Annotated in this window: 12 protein-coding genes; 4 read left to right on the top strand and 8 right to left on the bottom strand. The window is 68.2% G+C overall.

The window, feature by feature from the left end; genetic code table 11:
* Nucleotide 1 precedes the first annotated feature (1 nt).
* The 4 genes from M3M28_RS10070 to manA form a co-directional block, all read right to left on the bottom strand.
* On the bottom strand, nt 2-1,681 hold the full coding sequence (locus M3M28_RS10070) for a DUF5719 family protein (protein ID WP_249386332.1): 1,680 nt from the start codon (nt 1,679-1,681) through the stop codon (nt 2-4).
* The gene (locus M3M28_RS10075; protein WP_249386333.1) at nt 1,674-4,667 is read right to left on the bottom strand and encodes a glycosyltransferase; all 2,994 of its coding nucleotides are present in this window, start codon (nt 4,665-4,667) and stop codon (nt 1,674-1,676) included. The genes M3M28_RS10070 and M3M28_RS10075 overlap by 8 nt, the downstream gene beginning before the upstream one ends.
* Nucleotides 4,668-4,804: 137 nt before the next feature.
* A complete protein-coding gene (locus M3M28_RS10080; RefSeq protein ID WP_249386334.1) occupies nt 4,805-5,116 on the bottom strand; it encodes a WhiB family transcriptional regulator in 312 nt (103 codons plus the stop codon).
* A gap of 199 nt (nt 5,117-5,315) precedes the next feature.
* Nucleotides 5,316-6,587 (bottom strand): mannose-6-phosphate isomerase, class I, encoded by a 1,272-nt coding sequence (manA, locus tag M3M28_RS10085; RefSeq protein ID WP_249386335.1) that lies wholly within the window; start codon nt 6,585-6,587, stop codon nt 5,316-5,318.
* 74 nt (nt 6,588-6,661) lie between these two features.
* Between manA and M3M28_RS10090 the strand changes: the two genes are divergently transcribed.
* Nucleotides 6,662-8,149 carry an O-antigen ligase family protein gene (locus M3M28_RS10090; protein WP_249386336.1) on the top strand — a complete coding sequence of 496 codons (1,488 nt, stop codon included), beginning with the start codon at nt 6,662-6,664 and terminating at the stop codon, nt 8,147-8,149.
* 86 nt (nt 8,150-8,235) lie between these two features.
* Here M3M28_RS10090 and M3M28_RS10095 read toward each other — a convergent pair whose 3' ends face one another.
* The 4 genes from M3M28_RS10095 to M3M28_RS10110 form a co-directional block, all read right to left on the bottom strand.
* Nucleotides 8,236-10,674 carry a hypothetical protein gene (locus M3M28_RS10095; RefSeq protein WP_249386337.1) on the bottom strand — a complete coding sequence of 813 codons (2,439 nt, stop codon included), beginning with the start codon at nt 10,672-10,674 and terminating at the stop codon, nt 8,236-8,238.
* On the bottom strand, nt 10,674-11,216 hold the full coding sequence (locus M3M28_RS10100) for a hypothetical protein (protein ID WP_249386338.1): 543 nt from the start codon (nt 11,214-11,216) through the stop codon (nt 10,674-10,676). Before M3M28_RS10100 ends, M3M28_RS10095 begins: the two co-directional genes overlap by 1 nt.
* A gap of 205 nt (nt 11,217-11,421) precedes the next feature.
* Nucleotides 11,422-13,221 (bottom strand): rhamnan synthesis F family protein, encoded by a 1,800-nt coding sequence (locus tag M3M28_RS10105; protein ID WP_249386339.1) that lies wholly within the window; start codon nt 13,219-13,221, stop codon nt 11,422-11,424.
* A gap of 1 nt (nt 13,222) precedes the next feature.
* Nucleotides 13,223-14,926: a rhamnan synthesis F family protein gene (locus M3M28_RS10110; protein ID WP_249386340.1), complete on the bottom strand. Its 1,704-nt coding sequence runs from the start codon at nt 14,924-14,926 to the stop codon at nt 13,223-13,225.
* Between the two features lie 189 nt (nt 14,927-15,115).
* Here M3M28_RS10110 and M3M28_RS10115 point away from each other — a divergent pair, with 189 nt between their 5' ends.
* Genes M3M28_RS10115 through M3M28_RS10125 form a run of 3 tightly spaced genes read left to right on the top strand, consistent with a single transcriptional unit; the run spans nt 15,116 to nt 18,608 of the window.
* Nucleotides 15,116-16,051, top strand: a complete 936-nt coding sequence (locus M3M28_RS10115; protein WP_249386341.1) for an ABC transporter permease — start codon at nt 15,116-15,118, stop codon at nt 16,049-16,051.
* A gap of 3 nt (nt 16,052-16,054) precedes the next feature.
* The gene (locus M3M28_RS10120) at nt 16,055-17,311 is read left to right on the top strand and encodes an ABC transporter ATP-binding protein (RefSeq protein WP_249386342.1); all 1,257 of its coding nucleotides are present in this window, start codon (nt 16,055-16,057) and stop codon (nt 17,309-17,311) included.
* A complete protein-coding gene (locus tag M3M28_RS10125) occupies nt 17,304-18,608 on the top strand; it encodes a glycosyltransferase family 2 protein (RefSeq protein WP_249386343.1) in 1,305 nt (434 codons plus the stop codon). Before M3M28_RS10120 ends, M3M28_RS10125 begins: the two co-directional genes overlap by 8 nt.
* Nucleotides 18,609-18,632: the final 24 nt, after the last annotated feature.

An 18,632-nucleotide genomic window follows, 5' to 3' on the forward strand; every position in this document is an offset into this window, starting at 1 on the left:
GCTAGCGCGTGACCTGAATCGGCTCGGCGTCGGCGTTGCCCGGCTGCACGGGGAACATCGCGATGCGGCCGCCCTCGGCGTAGCTCACGGCGGCGTACAGGCCGTCGGCGTCGATGAGCTCGATCTCGCCGGCAGCGTCGACGCGGTGCGTCGCGTTCGGCTCGAGCGTCATCTCGTCGCCGTCGATCGTCACGGTGCGCGGCGCATCCGTAAAGTTCGTGAGCGAGAGCGTCGCGCTCGGCCCGCTCGGCACCGCCACCATGACGTCGTCGCTCAGCGTGGGCGACGACGCCAACCAACCGAACTCACCGGCTTCGAGCGGCGCGACGCGACCCGAGACCGCGACCGGCTGGTCGGATTCGACGCGCACCGAGTAGGTGCCGCTCGCGAGCGAGGTGATCGGATAGTCGATGACTACGTTCGGCTGCAGCTCGAGGTCGATCTGCTCGGCCTGCGCGCCGTCTTCGGTGAAGAGCTGCAGGCTCGCGTTCGTGGCCGTGTCATTCGGGTTCGCGAGGCGCACCGTCGTGCCCACGGTGGTCGATTCGGTCTCGTCGTCCTCCGCCCGCTCGTACACGTAGAGGCCGGGCAGCACCTGCTCGGTCGAGGGCAGTGCCGAGGGCCCCACGATGTCGCTGCCCGCGGGGTCGAGTGTGCTCGTGATGGTCTCGTGGAGGTAGCTCGCGACCTCGGCGCCGGTCGAAGTGACCTGAATGGCGAGGGATGCGGCATCCGGTGCGATGCCCGCGAGCGAGATCTCCTGCCGCTCGCCCGGGCCGACGACAGTCTCGGGAATCGAGGGTGACACCGGGCCGGTCTCGTCGTAGGCATTGAAGTTGACGCGCGCCTCGACATTGCCGGGGTTCACGACGTCGATGACGAGCGTGTGCCCGACGGTGGTGTCGCCGGCGAGCAGCCACTGGGACGACGTCGGCTGCATGCACGCGGTCGCCGAGAAGCCGCTCGCGTTGCCGCCCGTGGCGATCACCGTTTGCGCGGCCGTGAGCTGAGTGATTTCGCCGTCGACGATGCCGGGCATGCTCAGCACGCTCGGGCCCGAACCCTCGCCCGTGCCGCCGAGCTCGGTCGTCTCGGGCTCGCCGCCGGTCGCCGCGCTCGCCACGGTGGGCGAACCGACCGCGGTGATCTCGGACGCATCCGACGAAACGCCAAGCTGCTGCAGCGGGCCGGGGCACACGCGCAGCTGTTCACCCGGCTCGGGCGTCACCGAGACCGGCACGGCCTCGGCCTGGAACTGCGGCAGGGGCATCCAGCCGAGGGCCCAGACGCCCACCGCGACGATCGCGAGGGCCGCGACCGTGCCGCCCGTGCGCGCGGCGGTCGAGGCGGCGCCGCGGCGACGGCGTTCCTGGGCGCGCGAGCGGCCGGATGCGCGCTGACGGTTGCGGCGCGAGCGCGGCTTGGGCGGGGCGCTAGATTCGGTGACCGGGGTGTCGCTCGCTTCGCTCTCGCTCGCATCCGGCTCGGGCTCGTCAAGCAGCGCAACTTCGCTGCTGCGCTGATCTTCCGTCACAGCGCTGCCCACATACGCGGGCACGCCGGCCAGCTCATCGAGACGCAGGGGCTCGTCTTCGTCGGGCAGTGCGGGCGCCGCAACGAGTTCGGGGTCGATGCCGAAGTCGCGGTACGAGTCGACAGGGCGGGGCGAGCGGTCAGGCACGAGTGTCTCCCTCGGTGTCGATGTGGTCGCCGGTGGGTTGGTCGGCATAGACGTGCACCGTCTCTTGCGACACCGCACCGAACTCGGTGAAGGTCTCGCGGCCTCGATCGAGGTCTTCCCAATGGCGGCGACCCAAGGCACGGCTCGCCCGCACACGTGACTCGAGGCCGCCCGTGGGCAGGGCAAGCAGGATCACGAACAGCAGCACCGCGAGCTGCACGATGAGCATGCTGCGGCCGAGCTGGTGCTGCCAGTTCGTCGTCTCGAGCGCGCCGGCGAGGTCGGGGTCGGTGGGCGTTTCGGCCGCGTTGACGACCTGGAAGAGCGTGCCGTATTCGGCGGTCTGCCCGGCCGACGAGAGCGCCTCGTTCGTCGACATCGCGGTGACGAGGCGCTGCTCGATCGCGCCGCCGCCGGAGGGCGCGTTCTCGACGAGCACGAAACCGATTCCGAGTTCGTGCAGCTGGGCGGTGGGGTTGGATGCGCCGGCGGAGAGGAAGCCGACAGCGATGTTCGCGAGCTGCTCGTCGGCCTGCGTCGGCACGAGGTTCGTCGTCTCGAGCGTCGAGAATTGGTTGAGCTTCTGCCCCGAGCCGCGAATGAGCTCGACGCGCAGTGTGTCGGCACTCGTCGGGGTGATGACGAGCGTGCCGAGCTGTTCAGCGGCGCGGCCCTGTGCATCCACAAGGGCGGGCAGCGTGCGTCCGTCCGAGGCCGCGACCGGCGAGGTGCCGGTGAGCTGGTTCGGCGCAACCGGCACGATCAGCGCGACGATCGCGAGCAGGGCGACCGCGGTGACGGGCACCCGGAAGCCGCGAATCGCGACCGCACCGGCGCCGGCCGCGACGAGCAAGCCGAGGAAGCCAAACGACTGCGCGGGGCCGATCCACAGCGGCACCGCGACGCCGCCGGTGGTCGCAAACGCGAAGCCACCCGCAACGCCGGCCGTGACGTAGCCGAGGGCCGCGGTGCCGAGCCCAACGAGCGCGACGCGCCAGCCGCGCGTGAAGACACCGATGAGCGCGAGCACCGCGAGCGGCACCTGCAGCAAGGCGAGCACGATCCAGGGGTCCCAGGTAATACCGAGGGTCTGGAAAAGTTGCGCCCAGCCGTGCGGCGGCTGTTCGGCGAACAGGGTCGCGGCGTTCCAGCCGCGCGCGGGCTCCGAGACCACGGGCATGCCCGGGTCGGCGAACATCGCGAACGGCCGGCCGCGGTTGAGCTGCGTGATGAGCAGCGGCAGGAACATCACGACGGTCGGCACCGGCGTGAGCGCGAGCCGCACCCAGCCGCGACCGGCGATGAACACCGAGAGCAGCCAGGTAATGGCGAGCGCCGGGATCAGGCTCGGCGAGCTCGCGGCAACGACGAGCGCGAGCAGGGAGCACACGGCCGCCGCCGCCCACGACCGCGCCGCGGCGATGCAGGTGAAGAAGAGCCAGGGCAGCGCGAGGTGCACGAGCACGCCCGTGACGCGGCCCTCGGCGAGCGCGACGTGCAGTGGTGGGGCCGCCATCCAGACGAGGCCGAAGAATGCGCGCAGCCAGGGGCTGCGCGTGAAGCGAGCGGCGAGGAACCAGCCGCCGACCGCCGCGACGGGAATCGCGAGCAGCCAGAGCAGCACGATGATGAAGCTCGGGTTCCAGAACGTGAGCGAGCCGAACACCGCGAGCACGAGGTTGAACGGGTCGGCGACGCCGATGCCGCCACCGGTGTCGCGCAGGCCGTAGCCGGTCGTGCCCCAGAGTTCGCCGATGGTGCCCGACAGCGGCAGCAGCGCGCCGCCCGCGAGAGAGCCCGCGCCGATGAGCGGGAAGAACAGCGCGACCGCCGCGATGATCGCGACGATGAGCAGCCAACCGCCGCCACCGGTGATGAAGTTGAAGCGGTCGCGGCCGTGTTGCGAGGCCGCGCGATACTCGTCGCGCCGATTCGCGCGCATCTTGCGCCACTCGGTGGGCGAGATGAGCAATTGATCGACCGTATTCAATGGCTGCTGCGTGGTGCGCCGGAACTGGCGGCGCGACGACGGCACGCCGGTCTGCAGGAAGAACACGGTGAGCGCGGCGCGCAGGTCGGGCAGGATGCGCCCGGGGTTCTTGCGCAGCAGGTGCAGCAGGGTGCGCAAGAGCGCGCCCGGCAGCAGCATGAGCCAACTCAAGAAGAACTCGACGCGGCCAGCCCAGACGAGCTGCCGGTGCAGCTGCGCGGTGCGGCGGATGCGGTAGCGCTGCAGGCTGCGTGTGCGCTGGCCATAGCGGGCCGTGCCGGCAGCCTCCTCGGCGAGCGATTCGACGCGGGCGCGGGGGCTCAGCAGCACGCGACCGCCCGAGAGCCAGGTGCGCACCGAGAAGTCGAGGCCATCATCGACGGCGTCGAGCCCGCGGTCGAAGCCGTCGAGGCGATCCCAAGTGTCGCGGCGCACGAGCATGCCGCCAGCGCCGACGCCGAGCACGTCGCTGAGGTGCTCGAACTGGCCTTGGTCGAGGGAGTCCTGGTGCAGGCGCACCGAAACACCGGTGTGCGTCACCGACTCGCCGTATTCGACGATGACGGCGGGGTCGTCGGTGCGCACGACCTTCGGGCCGGTCACCTCCAGCGAGGGGTTGCGTTCGGTCGTGTCGAGAAGTTCCTCGAGCGCGTCCGGGTCGGGCGCGTTATCGGCCGCGAGTAGCCAGATCCAGTCGTTCGGAGTCTCCCCCTCGGTGCCGAACTCTTCGATGCGGGCGGCGTCACCCTCGTCGATCTCGGCGAGCTGCGTGACCGCGGCGCGCGCGGCCTCGCCGAACGAGGTGCGCTCTGGCAGCGTGACGAGGACCTCGGGCGACGCTGCCCGCAGAACTTCCTCGGTGTCATCTCGCGACTCAAGGCTGACGAAGATACGTCGTTCCGGCGCTCGCGTCTGCTCCTCGAGCGCGGGGAGGGTTCGAGCGAGCGCCTCGGCGGCGTTTTGCGCCACGACGATGGCCGTTACTCTTGGTCGCATTTGTCGAATGCTAGGTCGCAGGGCACCGGCCGTGGGGATTCATCTCGGCAAGCCAAGAATTCGTTCCCCCGCCCGACCGGAGTGACGGAAGCATCCGGCCGGGCGTGGGTGGTGCCGGACTGCTTCCGCGGGCCTCGCTAGGCCTGCTTACGCAGCTTCCGGCGTTCGCGCTCGGAGAGCCCGCCCCAGATGCCGAAGCGCTCGTCGCGCTCGAGGGCGTACTCGAGGCACTGCGCGCGCACCTCGCAGGACTGACAGATCATCTTGGCGTCGCGAGTCGAGCCTCCCTTTTCGGGGAAGAACGCCTCCGGGTCGGTCTGCGCACACAGCGCGTCCGCTTGCCAGGCAAGCGGATTGTCGTCGCCGATCTGGTTGCCGGTGCCGGGTACCCCCAGCTCCAGCGGATCGACGTACCAGTTCTCAGGAACTGGACGGATCATCTTTGCCATATCACGTCTCCCACGCTTTTCCTCGAGCGACTTGCCCGAGCCACCGCACTAATTACATCGTTGTCATTCGGTGCGCGTCAAGTGGGAGAGCCGGAAACCCTAATGCAACACTTGAGACATTCGTGCAACGACCGCCACGGCGTGTCGCCCGCCTTCACAACGATCTCGCGGCATTTGCCCGGCGAAGATCAATACCTGATCAGGCGGGCATCTCCTGAGAATCCCCCGCATGCGGGTTCATCGTGGCAAGCAGCAGGTTGCCGCGGCCGCGCACGTGCACTGAGCGCTCATCGGGCGTGATGAACACCGCGTCGCCGCGACCGAGCGTCTTCGCAGTGCCCGAAGCGCCTCCCTCGAGCTGCACCGTGCCGGCCACGCACACGGCGATGCCGGGGCCGACACACTCGAGATGGTCGTCGAGGTGTTCGGCGGCCGCGCGCTGCAGCATGAAGTCGGGTTCCTGCGGCACGAAGTCCGCCACGTTGCCGTGCACCACGGGCGCGAGCAGCGGTGCGTCCTCGGGCACAACAGTAAGGATGCGCATGAGCTCGTCGACGTCAATATGCTTCACGGTGAGCCCGCCTCGCAGCACGTTGTCGCTCGAGGCCATGACCTCAATGCCGAGGCCCTCGAGGTAGGCGTGGAGTACGCCGGCGCGCACGTAGAGCGCCTCGCCGCGGTGCAGCACGACATGGTTCATGAGCAGCGCGATGAGCGCGCTCGCGTCGCCGGGGAAGGCCTCGCGGATGCGCCGGAGGTTGTGCCGCTCGACGGCGAACACCTCGCCGTCGGTCGCGACCCACGCATCCAGTGCCGCCGACGCGGGCTTCGCCGCTGCGTCGGTGAGGATCCAAGTCAGCAACTCGCGCATGGCCGCCTCGTCATCGGCCCCGCCGACGAGCCGCACAAACGGCGCGAAGTCGGCCTCGGCCGGAGTGCCGGCGACCGCGGCGGCGACGTCGGCAACAAGCTCGCGCACCGAGTCGACCGCGCGGAAGCCCGCGAGCGCCGACATCGTCTCGCTAAGCGCGACGAGCAGTTCGGGCTTGTGCAGGCGGTCGCGGTAGTTGCGCTCGGGCGCGTCAACCGCGACCCCGGCCGCATCCTCAGCGTCGTAGCCGGCGCGCGCCTCGGCGAGCGTCGGGTGCACCTGCAGCGACAGCGGCTGCGCCGCCGCGAGCACTTTGAGGAGGAATGGCAGCTGCGGCTCGCCCGGATGCACCTGAGCGGCCCGGGCACCGAGCGCCGCGTCGGGCGCGTCGGCGATCCAGTCGCGCAGCGTGGCCGCACCCCCGGCCAGTTCGGGGTCGGGAATCCTCGATGGCGAGGCCGGATGCGCGCCGAACCACAGCTCAGCCTGCAGCGGCGAATTGAGCTCGGGTTCGTCGAGCACACCGCCCGTTCCGAGCAGATCGCTAATGGCTCCACGGGAGCCCCAGGCGTAGCGCATTGGCGTGTTTTTCAGCGGCACAAACATCACCTGTGAGGGTAGCCCGTCTCGGTGAGCAACCGCCCGGTCTGGGCCTGCGTGCGAGAATTGGGCGCATGACTGCGTCCCCGAACACTGCCGGCGCTCCCGGTACGGGGGCGAAACTGCTGGAACGGCTGCGGCTCCCCGACGGTCAGCCGTACTCGAAGGCGATGCTGCTGACGTTCGCCGCGCTCGTCGTCGCGTTCAGTGGCGACACCTTCCGCTACACGATCGGCTGGACCGGCTACGGCGCCATCGTCGGCCTGCTCGTCGCGCTCTCGGTCGTGCTGCTCGTGCGCCGAAAGCCACAGCTGCGGCTGCGGCATCTGCCGCTCATGCTCCTCTTATTTACTGCGTGGTGTCTCGTCTCGGTGATTTGGTCGGGATACCGCCTCGAGACGCTCGCGGGCTCGGCGGTGCAGTTGGCCACGGTCTTCGTCGCGCTCGTCACCGCGGTTTCGCTCACCCGCATGCAGTTCCTGCGCACCCTCGGCGCCGCGATGCGCTGGCTCGTCTTCGGCTCGCTCGCCTTCGAACTCTTCGCCGCCATCGCGATGCCGGCGGGCGTGCTGCCGCCGACCTACCTCCGGCCCGGCGTGCTCCAGTCGCTCCTCGGCACCGATCGCGTGCCTGAGCCGCTGCCCGGCGGGTTCTATTGGACCCACTCCGAGCTGTTCGACGGCGGCCCGCTGCAGGGACTCATGGGCAACCGCAACCTGCTCGCGATCGTCGCCCTCATTGCCCTCATCGTTACCGTTGTGGAGCTGCTCGACCGCATGGTGTCGCGCTGGTACGCGCTCTTCGCGAGCGCCGCAGCCGTCGCCGCCATCTTGCTCACCGACTCGGCCACCGCCTACGTCGCCGGCGCCTTCGTGCTGCTTGGCGCGGCGCTCGTGCTCATCGGCCGGCGTATCCATCGCCAGCTGCGCTGGGTGCTCTACTGCGTCGTCGGCGCCTGCCTCGTCGCGGGCGGCACCCTCGTCGTCGTGTTCAACAACGAGGTCTTCGCACTCATGAACCGCAGCTCCGACATGTCGGGACGCGGCTCAATCTGGCGGGCCGTGCTCGCACTCGGCAGCGAATCGCCAGCGCTCGGCCACGGTTGGATCAGCTACTGGGCACCCTGGCTGCCGGAGTTCCACAGCCTCGCGATCGTCGAGGGCATGCCGTACCACCAGGCGCACAACGCGTTCCTCGACGTCTGGATGCAGGTCGGCGTCATCGGGCTGCTGCTGTTCGTCGGGCTCGTCTTCAGCACGCTGATTCGCACCTGGTGGATCTCGATCGACGTGCCCGACGCCCCGCGCATCCCGCCGTATCGACCGGGCGGCCGCCCGCACCTCTCGGCCGCGACCGCCGCGCCGTTCTTCATCATGGTCGCGCTCGTCGTGCAAGCCATGACCGAGTCGCGGCTGCTCATCGAAGGCGCCTGGCTGCTGCTGTGCTACTTTGCGATCTACGCGAAGCTGCGCATCCAGGATCCGGCGATGCTGCCACGTCGCACCGTGAGCACAAAGACGGGCCCCGTGCGCGTCGTGCTCGACACTCAGCTCAACGGTTAAGCACTCGTTCACACGCTCGTAGCTCGGCGCGCAAACGACGAGTGGCCCGGTACCGGAGTACCGGGCCACTCGTCGATTCGGATTGGCTACGCGTCCATGCGGTCGCGTCGGGCCAGGATCAGCAGACCCAGGCCGGCGGCCACACCGAGCGCGACGATCGCAATGATTGGCGTCACGTTCGCGGGGCCGGTGACGGCAAGCCCACCGGTGTCGGCCTGCGGTGCCGAGTTGCCACCGTTCGCGGGCGGGATCACCGAGAGCGGGGCCGTGGTCGACTCCTGCTCGTCGCTGTCCTCGTCGCTGGCTTCGACCTCGGTCGACGCGGATGCGCCCGGGCTCGTCGTCGCGACCGGGTCGGCAGCCGGGGTCGCGGCCTCGGTGGTGCCTGGCTCGGTCGTGCCAGTCTCGGTCTCGGTCGCGGGCTCGGATGCGGCGGGAGCAGGCTCGGGCTCGTCCGCGGCAGCCGCAACGGTCACGTCCTGCCAGCCGAGGATCTCGCCCTCGTCGTCGTAGATGGCGAGGCGGTGGTCACCCTCCGGGAAGTCCGCCGGCACCTCGATCGCGACCGTGCTGTCCTCGGTGATTGTGAGATCGCCGAGTTCCTGCGGTTCCGAGAACGCCACCGCGGTCACGGTGCTGCCAATCTTCGCCTCCGGCACGGAGACGACGATCGTGTCACCAGGCGCAACCGTGCCCGGCGCCTCGATGCCGCCCTTCGCATCCGCGGTCAGGTCCTTGACGCTCGGCGCGAAGCCCGAAGGGATCACGGTGAGCGGGCGCTTGACCGAGTTCGTCGGCGTGCGCGTCGACGTCGGCTTCGGCGTGGCTGTCGCCGTGGGCTTCGGCGTCGCCGTATCCGTCGGCTTCGGCGTGGCCGTCGCTGTGGGCTTCGCGGTGGCCGCCGGGGCCTTCACCGTCACCGTCTGCGATGCGATCACGGTGTTCGAGCCACTACCAACATTGATCGCGTACATCGTGATCTTGTGCTCGCCCGCCGAGAGCGCACCGGTCGTGTAGTTGAAGCCGACGTTGTCGGTCTTCAGCACGGCGTAGGCCTTGTTCACGTCGGAACGCTTCACGTCGGCGGCGATCGATTTATAACCCTTGCCATCGATGTAGATGTGCACCCGAATCGAACTCGTCGGGGTGTCGGCGTCGAACGCCCAACCACGCAACGAAACGGTCTGATTCGCGTTCACCTTGATCGAGTCAAGCGTCGCCTTCGGCTTGTTCACCGCAGGCTTCGGCGTCGAGGTCGGTGTCGGCGTCGCAGTGGGGGTCGGCGTCGGTGTGGCCGTCGGCTTCGGGGTCGCCGTGGCGGTGGGCTTCGGCGTCGAGGTCGGTGCCTTGACCGTCACGGTCTTCGTGGCAATCACCGTGTTCGAGCCGCTGCCAACGTTGATGGCGTAGAGCTTGATGGTGTGCTCGCCCGCCGAGAGGGCGTTCGTCGTGTAGTTAAACCCGACGTTGTCGGTCTTCAGCACCGAGTACGCCTTGTTGACGTCTGCGCGCGCCTGGTCAGCCGCGATCGACTTGTACGGCTTGCCGTCGATGTAGACGTGCACGCGAATCGAGTCGTTCGGAGTGTCGGCGTCGAACGCCCAACCGCGCAGCGACACCGTCTGGTCGGAGTTGACCTTGACCGAGTCGAGGGTCGCCTGCGGCTTGTTCGCCGCGGGAGTGGGCGTCGGGCTCGGCTCAACGGCCGGCTCGTCGTCGGTGATCGGCGCGGTCGGCGACCCGAACCAGTCGGTCCACAGGCGCCAGAAGTTGCGGTTACCGTACGCCGAACAACTGTCACCCGTGCCGTAGAGGTTGTTCAGGGCAGCCCGGTTCGGCTGGTAGGGCGTGTAGATGTAGAGCGCGGCAGTTGCCTGGTTCTGGATGTACACGGGGCCCGAACCGCAGGATGCGCTCGGGTTGTAGAGGATGTTGTTGGTGCGACCCGCGACGTAGTTCCACGAGTTCGGCGACTGGGCGTAGCGCTGATACTGCGCCGCCGAGTTGTAGACCTGGTTGAAGAACCCACCGTATTGGGGGGCGCACCAGCCGGGTCGTGCCGGGTCGTCCGGGCAGTAATAGCCCATGGCGCGGTCGTAGCGCCAGTTCGCCGGGTAGTCGATCGTGACGAGCGAGGTTTCCTTCTCGAGCAGCACGAGCAGCGTCTTCTGCGAGATGTTGCACGCCTTGGCGACGTTGTAGATGATCTCGGCAGCGCTCTGGTTCGTCTTACCCTGGTACGCGTCACAGCGCGACGTGGCGGCCATCGACTGGGTCGTGACCTTGTAGTCCTTGAGGCAGTTGTTCGTGCAGTTGCCGCCCTTCTGGGTGAGGAACGTCTGCACCTGCGCCGCGGTCATCGCGTTGTCGTTATAGAACTGGGCGTCCGACACGATGTAACCGGGGTTGAAGTTCGCGGCGTTCGCCGCGTCGGCCTGCTGCGCGCTGCCGACGCCGAGCACGAGGCCCGTCGCCGCGAGCGCGGCCGCGGCCACTCCGGAGAGAATCTTGACGAGGTTCTTCATTAGCCAGCCTCCGCGGGCAGCGGCTCAGACTCGCCCCAAACCCCGTCGCCCTCGAACGAGAGAGTGACCTGCCAGTCGCCGGCAGAAGCGCCGGTAACGGTGATCGGCGCGCAGATCGTGCTCTGCGCATCCGGGGTCGCTGCTGATTCCGCCGTGAGCTCGGTGCCGTCGGCGTTCACCGCGGTCACAGTGCACGTGCCGTCGCCGATGAAGCCCGTCACCGTGCCACGCACCTCGATGGTGCCGGCGCCGGCGTCGAGGAAGGCGCTGTTGATCATGACCGGAAGCTCGGTGCCATCTGGGGTCGCCTCCGGCGTCGCAGTGGCATCCGGTTCCTCGGTCTGCGTCGGTTCGACCGTCTCAGCCGGCTCCGTTGCGACCGCGGTCTCGGTGGCCTCGGTCGGAGTTGGCGACTCCGCAGCGACGTTTCCCGCCGTTGTCCCGGTCGAGCATCCCGCGAGCAACAGCCCCGCGGCGACCACCGCTACGGAGCTGGCAACAAACGGAGCACTGCGGCGGGGGTGAAGATTCCCGTTCAACATTTTCTCCTCCTCGGCGTGTCGTCACACGAGTTAACGACATTCACAGTATTCACACCGGTCACGATTGTCACGTGAAACTGGGACTTTACGCAAAGAATTCACGCAACCATCGGCGTGTCACCCGGGGATACGACGTTTCGGGAGTACAAGCAGACGGGGCCGGGAAGCGCAACTTCGCTCCCCGACCCCGTCTTGGCTTCGCCGATTAGCGGCGTAATTTGCTTCGCAGCGACCGCAGGCCGCCGAACACGCGACTCATGAAGCGACCGGCGCCCGGCACCTTCGTTTCGGCGCGCACCCACAGCACGCGGCGAATCATGTAGAGAATCGGCCAGGTCTGCCCGCGGCCACGCAGCGTCTGCACCTGCTCGAAGCCGTAGGCGGGCAGGTACTCGCTCAGCGACGCGAGCTTGTATTCGAGTTGCGGCTCGCTCACCGAGGCGATGCGCGGGCTCGTCACGGTCTTGGCGTAGTACCCCTTGCTGAACACGACGTAGCTGAGCAGCCGCTCGAGCACGTGTGCGAGCGAGCCGTCACGGTATTCGTGGGCATCGGGGAACTCATTGATGCTGAAGTTCGCCTCGAGCAGCGGCTCGAGCGCATCCCGGCGAGCGATGAACATCGAGCCGTACGGCGACAGCGGCGTGTTCGCGTCGAACGGCGTCGTCAGCCCGAGCCGCGGCGCGAGTGCCTCGGCCGGCCCGCGGTTGAGCGACCAGGCATGCCCGAGCGTCGGCAGGCCCATGTGGATGGTCGGAGCGAACACCATGCCGAGCTGCGGCTCCGACTCAAACAGCTCGTAGACGTTGCGCACGTACTGCTCGCTCGCGAAGAGGCTCTCGAACAGGTGGCGGCGGAACCACCCGCTCACCGAGGGTGGGTCCTGCACCGAGCGCTTCGAGTGCAGCTTCACCACGAGGTCGACCTCGGGGTCGCGCAGCACGTCCTCGCAGTCGACGAGGAACGCGGTGATGTCGCGGCCAAGGTTGCTCGTCACGGCGCGCACCTCGACCGATTCGAAGCGGGGGTCGTCGCCGATCTGCGCCTCGAGCTCGGCGCGACGCGGCTCATCCGCCGCCGTCGCGATGAGCCGCACCCGGCCGGGGATGCGCGCGGCGAGTTCGAGGAGCTCCTCGGCCATATCGACGTAGTAGATGTGCGCGATCACCGCGGTCGTGAGCGTCACGGGCGCCTCGGGCGCGACGTTCGTCGGCAGCACCTCGGCCATCGCGAGGTTCGTGTACCAGGTGCGCGGCGGCACTGCCGTGAGCAGCTTCGCCCAGACCAGCTCGGTCGAGTAGCCGCGCTCGGCGATGAGGTCGTAGCTCTCGCGCGGCACGATGCCCCAGCGGTCGTTGAGCATCGGGTCGATCGTGAACGTGCGCCACGGAATGAACTCGAGGCCCTCCCCCAGCAACCGAATGATCGAGTCACGCAGGAAGTAGTGCTCGTTCTCGGCGACGCGCGGATGGATCGCGCTGAGTTCGAAGCCCGCCTCGCGCAGCCCCGTGGTGAAGCGCGCGAAGTCGCCGCCGATCTCGTCGACGGCGGTCCAGAACCGGCCGTCGCCGAACACGCTGCCGCGCAGGGTGAGATACGGCAGTTCGGTGGCCTCGAGGCCGTCGCCGCGCTCGGGTTCGACGAGCGTCGAGCCGTGCTGATCGTCGCCCCGGATGCCCGGGAACGTCGCGTCAGCGCCGATCGGGCCGAGCAGCGAGTCGTCGAGCACGAGCACCTCGTCGAGCTCCTGCAGCGCGGCCTTGCCGACGCGCTGGCGGAGCACCTGATAGGTCGTGCCGAACGACTCGACCTTCGCGACCGGCCAGACCGAGTCGGCGAGCTCGCCGATTTGCTGCCACTCGGGCGCGGGCGGGCGCTTGCCACCGCCGTAGATGACGACGAGCTGCTCGGCCGCGGTGCTTGCGGCGTGCAGCAATCGCAGCGCGGCCTCGCTCGGGCGTTTGTCGGGTTCGCGCAGGGCAACGGCAATGAGGCGACGCGTCACGCTAGCGCCCCTTCTTCACGATGCGCGTGATCGCACGCTTGGCGGCGCCCGCCTGCTTGCGCGCCGACTCCTCGCCTTTGAGCACGACCTTCGCCGTCGACGGGGCCTTGGTGCGCAACCAGTCGCCCACGAGCGGCCGGATGAACGAGTTCGGGTGGGTCAGCGGGCCCATGAACGGGCCGCGCTGCTCGGGGCCGAAGCGCGCGCTCGTGTCGGCAAACTTGTATTGCAGCAGCTGCGACGAGCGCACGAAGTCGCTGCGGCGCGCGGACTCCGAGGCGACGTAGCCATTCGTCTTTGCGACGTCGGCGGCGAGCAGGTCAAAAATGAGGTCGAGCTCGTCCTCTTCAACCTCGGCGAGGCGTACGAGCGAGGCCCAACCACCAGCCGACTCGACGCGCTCGGCGAGGCCGGCGAACGCATCCGCGCGGTAGGCGGCGACGCCGGCGAGCGGCGCCAACGGCGCGTGACGCTCGAGCGGGCCGATCAGGCCGAGGGCCTCGGCCACGCGGTTCGCCGCCGTGCGCAGCCCGCGCCAGCCGTAACCGAGGCGGGTCGAGGCGCGATGCTCGGCGAGCGGTACCAACACACCGAGACGCGCGTCGGTGTCGAACGCGCCGAGCGTGTCGGCGAGGCGGTCGACGATGCCGCCGCGAGCGCGCAGCAGCTGTGCTTCGTCGAGGTTCGCGTTCGTGTATTCAGCAGCGGGGCCGTCGGCGAGCTCGTCGTCGGTGACGCCGTCGATGACGAGCACCTCGGCGCCGGCAAACGGGTCGATGCCGTCGCGCAACCAGCTGCGCCACACGCGGCCGGTGCGGCGGGCGAGCCGCGCATCCGGCTCGCCCGGCGCCGCGGCGTCGTCGACGAGGTGCAGCAAGCCGAGGCCAGTCGCGAGCGCGCGCGCCGAAGTGCGGCGAATCACCCCGTCGATGAGCACATCGCGGGGGAAGCCGAGTTCGAGCGCCCGCGCCGTGACCTCGCTCGCCGCGACATCACGGGTGTCGAGGTCGACGACGTCGTGGAAGTAGAGGCGCCGCTTGAACATGGGGCAGCCGTCGTCGAGCAGGCGCAGCGGCTGCTCCATCGAGGCGTTGTTCACCGAGTAGTCGTCGGCCGGGTAGGCGCTCTCCCACGCGTAGCCGAGGTCGCCGAAGTGGCGGGTGAGCGCGGTCTCGAACACCGTGATGACGTCGTGGTACGACATGCCGTTCGGCAGCGAGGCCCAGTACTCGCGGAAGTCGACGCTCGTGACGAGGCTCTTGCGGAACGCGATCCAGTACGACTGCAGGTGCTCGGGCATGATGCCCTTGCCGAGCATCGGATGCGGTGAGACGGCAACGTGGTCGGTCATGCCCCAGAAATCGATGGGCTTCAGATCCATGCGCGCGAACAAGTCGTCAAACGAGGTGACCGGCCCGAAGAAGGTGTAGTTAATGAGGAGCACTTCGTCGTACTCGGCGAGCTTCGAATAGCCCACGCGGCCGATCGCACTGCGGTAGGCGCCCGAATCGAAGCCCACGTTCTCGCGCTCGAAGACCTCGTCGACCACCGCTTCCAGCCGCTCGCGTGACTCAGCCTGCAGAAAGCCGTTCGAGACGACCATGATGTGTTCGACGTGCGGGCGCAGGCCGTTCAGGGTGTGCAGCACCGCACTGTCAACGTACCCGTCGGGGTCGTAGAGCAGAAAAAACACAAACCGTCGCACGCACATCTCCTTGATTGACTGCAGCTAAGACTAGCGAGGCGGGCCCGGGCGAGCGCTAAGGTGGCGCCGTCGCGGGCGAAATCGCCGCCGTATCAGGCGACCAACATTAGACTTTCACCAGCGTGACCCGCGATCCCCTGGGAACTCCGTCTTTTTCGCCCGCAACCCCGCGAGGTCACCAACACTTCTATGACGTACTTCAATGAAATGCAGCAGGTTTCAGACGAGCGCATGCGCCGGCTGGCCTCACTTGAGCTCGAAACGCGCAAGCAACCCCGCAACCCGATTTCGGGGTTCATCACCGCGATCCGCGAGCTGCGCGAGCACCACAACCTGCTCGGCCTGCTCGTGCGACGCGAGGTCGTCGGCAGGTATAAGGACTCGGTGCTCGGCTTCGCCTGGAGCCTGATTCGCCCGCTGACGCAGCTGCTCATTTACTACCTGGTGATGGGCCAGTTCCTCGGCGCTGCCCGCTCGATCGAGAACTTCGCGGTCTACATCTTTACCGGCCTGACGCTCTACAGCCTCTTCTCGGAGACGCTGACGGCGATGACCGGCTCGATCATCGCGAATGCCGGCCTCGTGAAGAAGGTGTACCTGCCGCGCGAGATCTTCCCGCTCGCGACGCTCGGCTCGTCGCTGTTCAACTTCGTGCTGCAGATGGTGATTCTCATCGCCGCCGCCGCGTTCACCGGCTCGCTCACGCTCGGCTGGCACCTCATGTACGGCGTCGTCGCGGTCATCGTGATCCTGCTCTACGCGACCGGCCTCGGCCTCATCCTCGCGTCGACGAACGTGTACTTCCGCGACGTGCAGTACCTCGTCGAAGTGCTCATGATGCTGCTCATGTGGTTCAGCCCGATCGTCTATTCCTGGACCTTCGTGCACGACGCCTTCGTGAGCTTCGGCGTGCCGTGGCTCACCGAGATCTACGTCAACAACCCCGTGACGCTTGCCGTGCTGGGCTTCCAGGTGGCCTTCTGGTCGCCGAGCTCCCCCACGGCCGAGTTCCCGCCCGAGCTCATGACCCGGATGGGCATCTCGATCATCTTCGGGTTGCTGCTCGTGTGGTTCGGCCAGCGCATCTTCGCGCGGCTGCAGGGCAACTTTGCGCAGGAGCTGTAACACATGACTACCCAAGATTTCATTGCCGAGGGCGCGCGCCCGAACGTTGTCGAGATCCGCGACGTCTCGAAGCGCTTCGTGATGCACAAGGACAAGTCGCTCAAGGAGCGCGTCCTCCACCCCCGCCGCTCGCACGAGCACCGCGACGACTTCTGGGCCCTCAAGGGCGTCAGCCTCGACATCGAGGCGGGCAGCACGATCGGCCTCATCGGCCCGAACGGCTCCGGCAAGTCGACGCTGCTGAAGACCATCGGCGGCATCATCGAGCCCTCCTCGGGCGCCGTCTACTCGCGCGGCCGCCTCGCCGCGCTGCTCGAGCTCGGCGCGGGCTTCCACCCCGACCTCACCGGCCGCGAGAACGTCTACCTCAACGCCGCCATCCTCGGCATGGACCGCGAGGAGACCGAGGCCCGCTTCGACGAGATCGTCGAGTTCTCGGGCATCCGCCCCTTCATCGACACGCAGGTGAAGTTCTACTCCTCGGGCATGTACGTGCGTCTCGCCTTCGCGGTCGCGATCAACGTGAACCCCGACGTGCTACTCGTCGACGAGGTGCTCGCGGTCGGTGACGAGGCCTTCCAGAAGAAGTGCCTCGACAAGATCAAGCAGTTTCAGGAAGAGGGCCGCACGATCATCATCGTGTCGCACTCGCTCGAGCAGATCGTCGAGCTCTGCACCCGCGCCGTCGTCATGGGCCACGGTCAGGTCGTCTTCGACGGCCAGCCCGAGGACGCGGTGAGCATTCTCCGAGCAGGTTTCGACTCCGCCGACCAGGCCGAATCCGAGCGGGCGCGCCTCGAACGCGACCGCGCCCGCGAGGCGGAGATTGACCGCCGCCGCGCGATGGTCCAGATCACGAACGTGTCCTCGACGCCGCGCGAGGGCGAGCACCTCATGCCGGGCACGACACTCGATGTCGCGGTGACGTTCCGAACGCAGCTCGAGCTGAACGCCTGGGACCTCACGGTCGCGCTCGTCAACCAGCTCGGCACGACGGTACTCGTCACCTCGACGCACGCCTCGGGGCTGAAGAACGCGCCGCTGTCGGTCGGTGAGCACACGATTCGCTTTACCCTGCCGAACCTCTCGATCGGCGCGGGCGACTACCTCGTCACGACGACGTTCCAGGACGACCAGCGGCACGAGCTCGCACGCCGCGACGACCTCGGTGAGTTCCGTGCCGAGGCCGGCCCCGAGAGCATCGGCCCGGTGTACGCGGCCGCCGCATCGACGTTTACCAGTGGAGGAAGCCGTGCCTAGCTCACCCGAACCCGTTGTCGTCATGACCCTGATGGTGCGCGACGAGATCGATCTCATCCGCACCTGGCTCGATTACCACCTCTCCCAGGGGTTCACTCAGATCATCGTCACCGACAACGGGTCGGTCGACGGCACGCGCGAGGTGCTCGGCGAGTACGCCGACGCAGGCCGCATCGAGCTGCACGACCGGCTGGAGCAGGACAAGCGGCAGTTCGAGGTCGTCACAGGCATGGCCCGCCGCGCCTCGAGCGAGTACGGCGCCGATTGGGTACTGAACTCCGATGCCGACGAGTTCTGGGTGACCGAGAACGGCGAGCCGGTGGCGGATGCGCTGGCTCGCCTCCCGGAGGCCAAGGTCTCCTACCCCGTCCAGGTCGTGAACATGTTCGGACCCGTGCTCGAGAGCGGCTTCGACATCACCGCCGCCGTGTGGCGCGACGAGCGCAGCCCTGAGGCGCTGCACCGGGTCGGCCTGCACGCGCATCCCACCCAGAACCTCATTCACCCCGGTTCCGACACCGTCGAGGTCGCGCAGGGCAACCACTTCTCGTCGTTCGAGCAGGCCGACGAGCTGCCCGCCGACATCGGCCTCGAGGTGCTGCACTTCCCGATGCGCTCGTGGCAGCAATACCGCGACCGCGTGCGGGTCGGCGGCGAGATCTACGCGTCGAGCCCCGACCTGCACCCGAGCCCCCGCCACCACCTCATGCGCGACTACCGCTGGGATGCCGTCGGGATCTTGAAGATGTTCTACGGCGCGCGCCACCCGCAGGGGCGCCGTGCGGAGGGTTTCCGGCAGGACACGCGGTTGGCGGAGCGCCTAACCGAGGCCGGGGTTGTGCCCGGTGAGGCCGTCGCGCTCGGCGCGACCGAGTCGGCCGAGCTCGACGAGCGGTTCTCGCACCTCGACGCCGTGGTGGTGGCACTCGAGGACGAGCGGGCCGCGGCGCTCGCCGAGGCCGACGCTCGGCTGCTTGAGGCGGCCCGCCACAACGAACTGCAGCAGGAGGCCGCAGGGGGGCTCCAGGCGCGCATTGACGAGCTCATGGTCGAGGTGGCCGAGCTGCAGCGGCACAATGCCCTCCAGCATGAGCGCATCGAGGAGCTCGCCGACTGGGGCGATGAGCGCGAGCTGTTCCTCAGCCGACACGAACAGATGAAGGAGCGCATCCGCCAGCTCGACAAGGACCTCACGCGGGCCGACGGCGAGCTCGAGGACTTCCGCAACCGCACGATCGTGCGCATCGCCGAGGCGGCGAAGTCGCCCGTCGACCGCATCAAGGGCCTCCTGCGTTAGCCCGCCCATACGAGAACGGGGCGA

This window comes from Gulosibacter sediminis, assembly GCF_023370115.1.
GTDB lineage: Bacteria > Actinomycetota > Actinomycetes > Actinomycetales > Microbacteriaceae > Gulosibacter > Gulosibacter sediminis_A.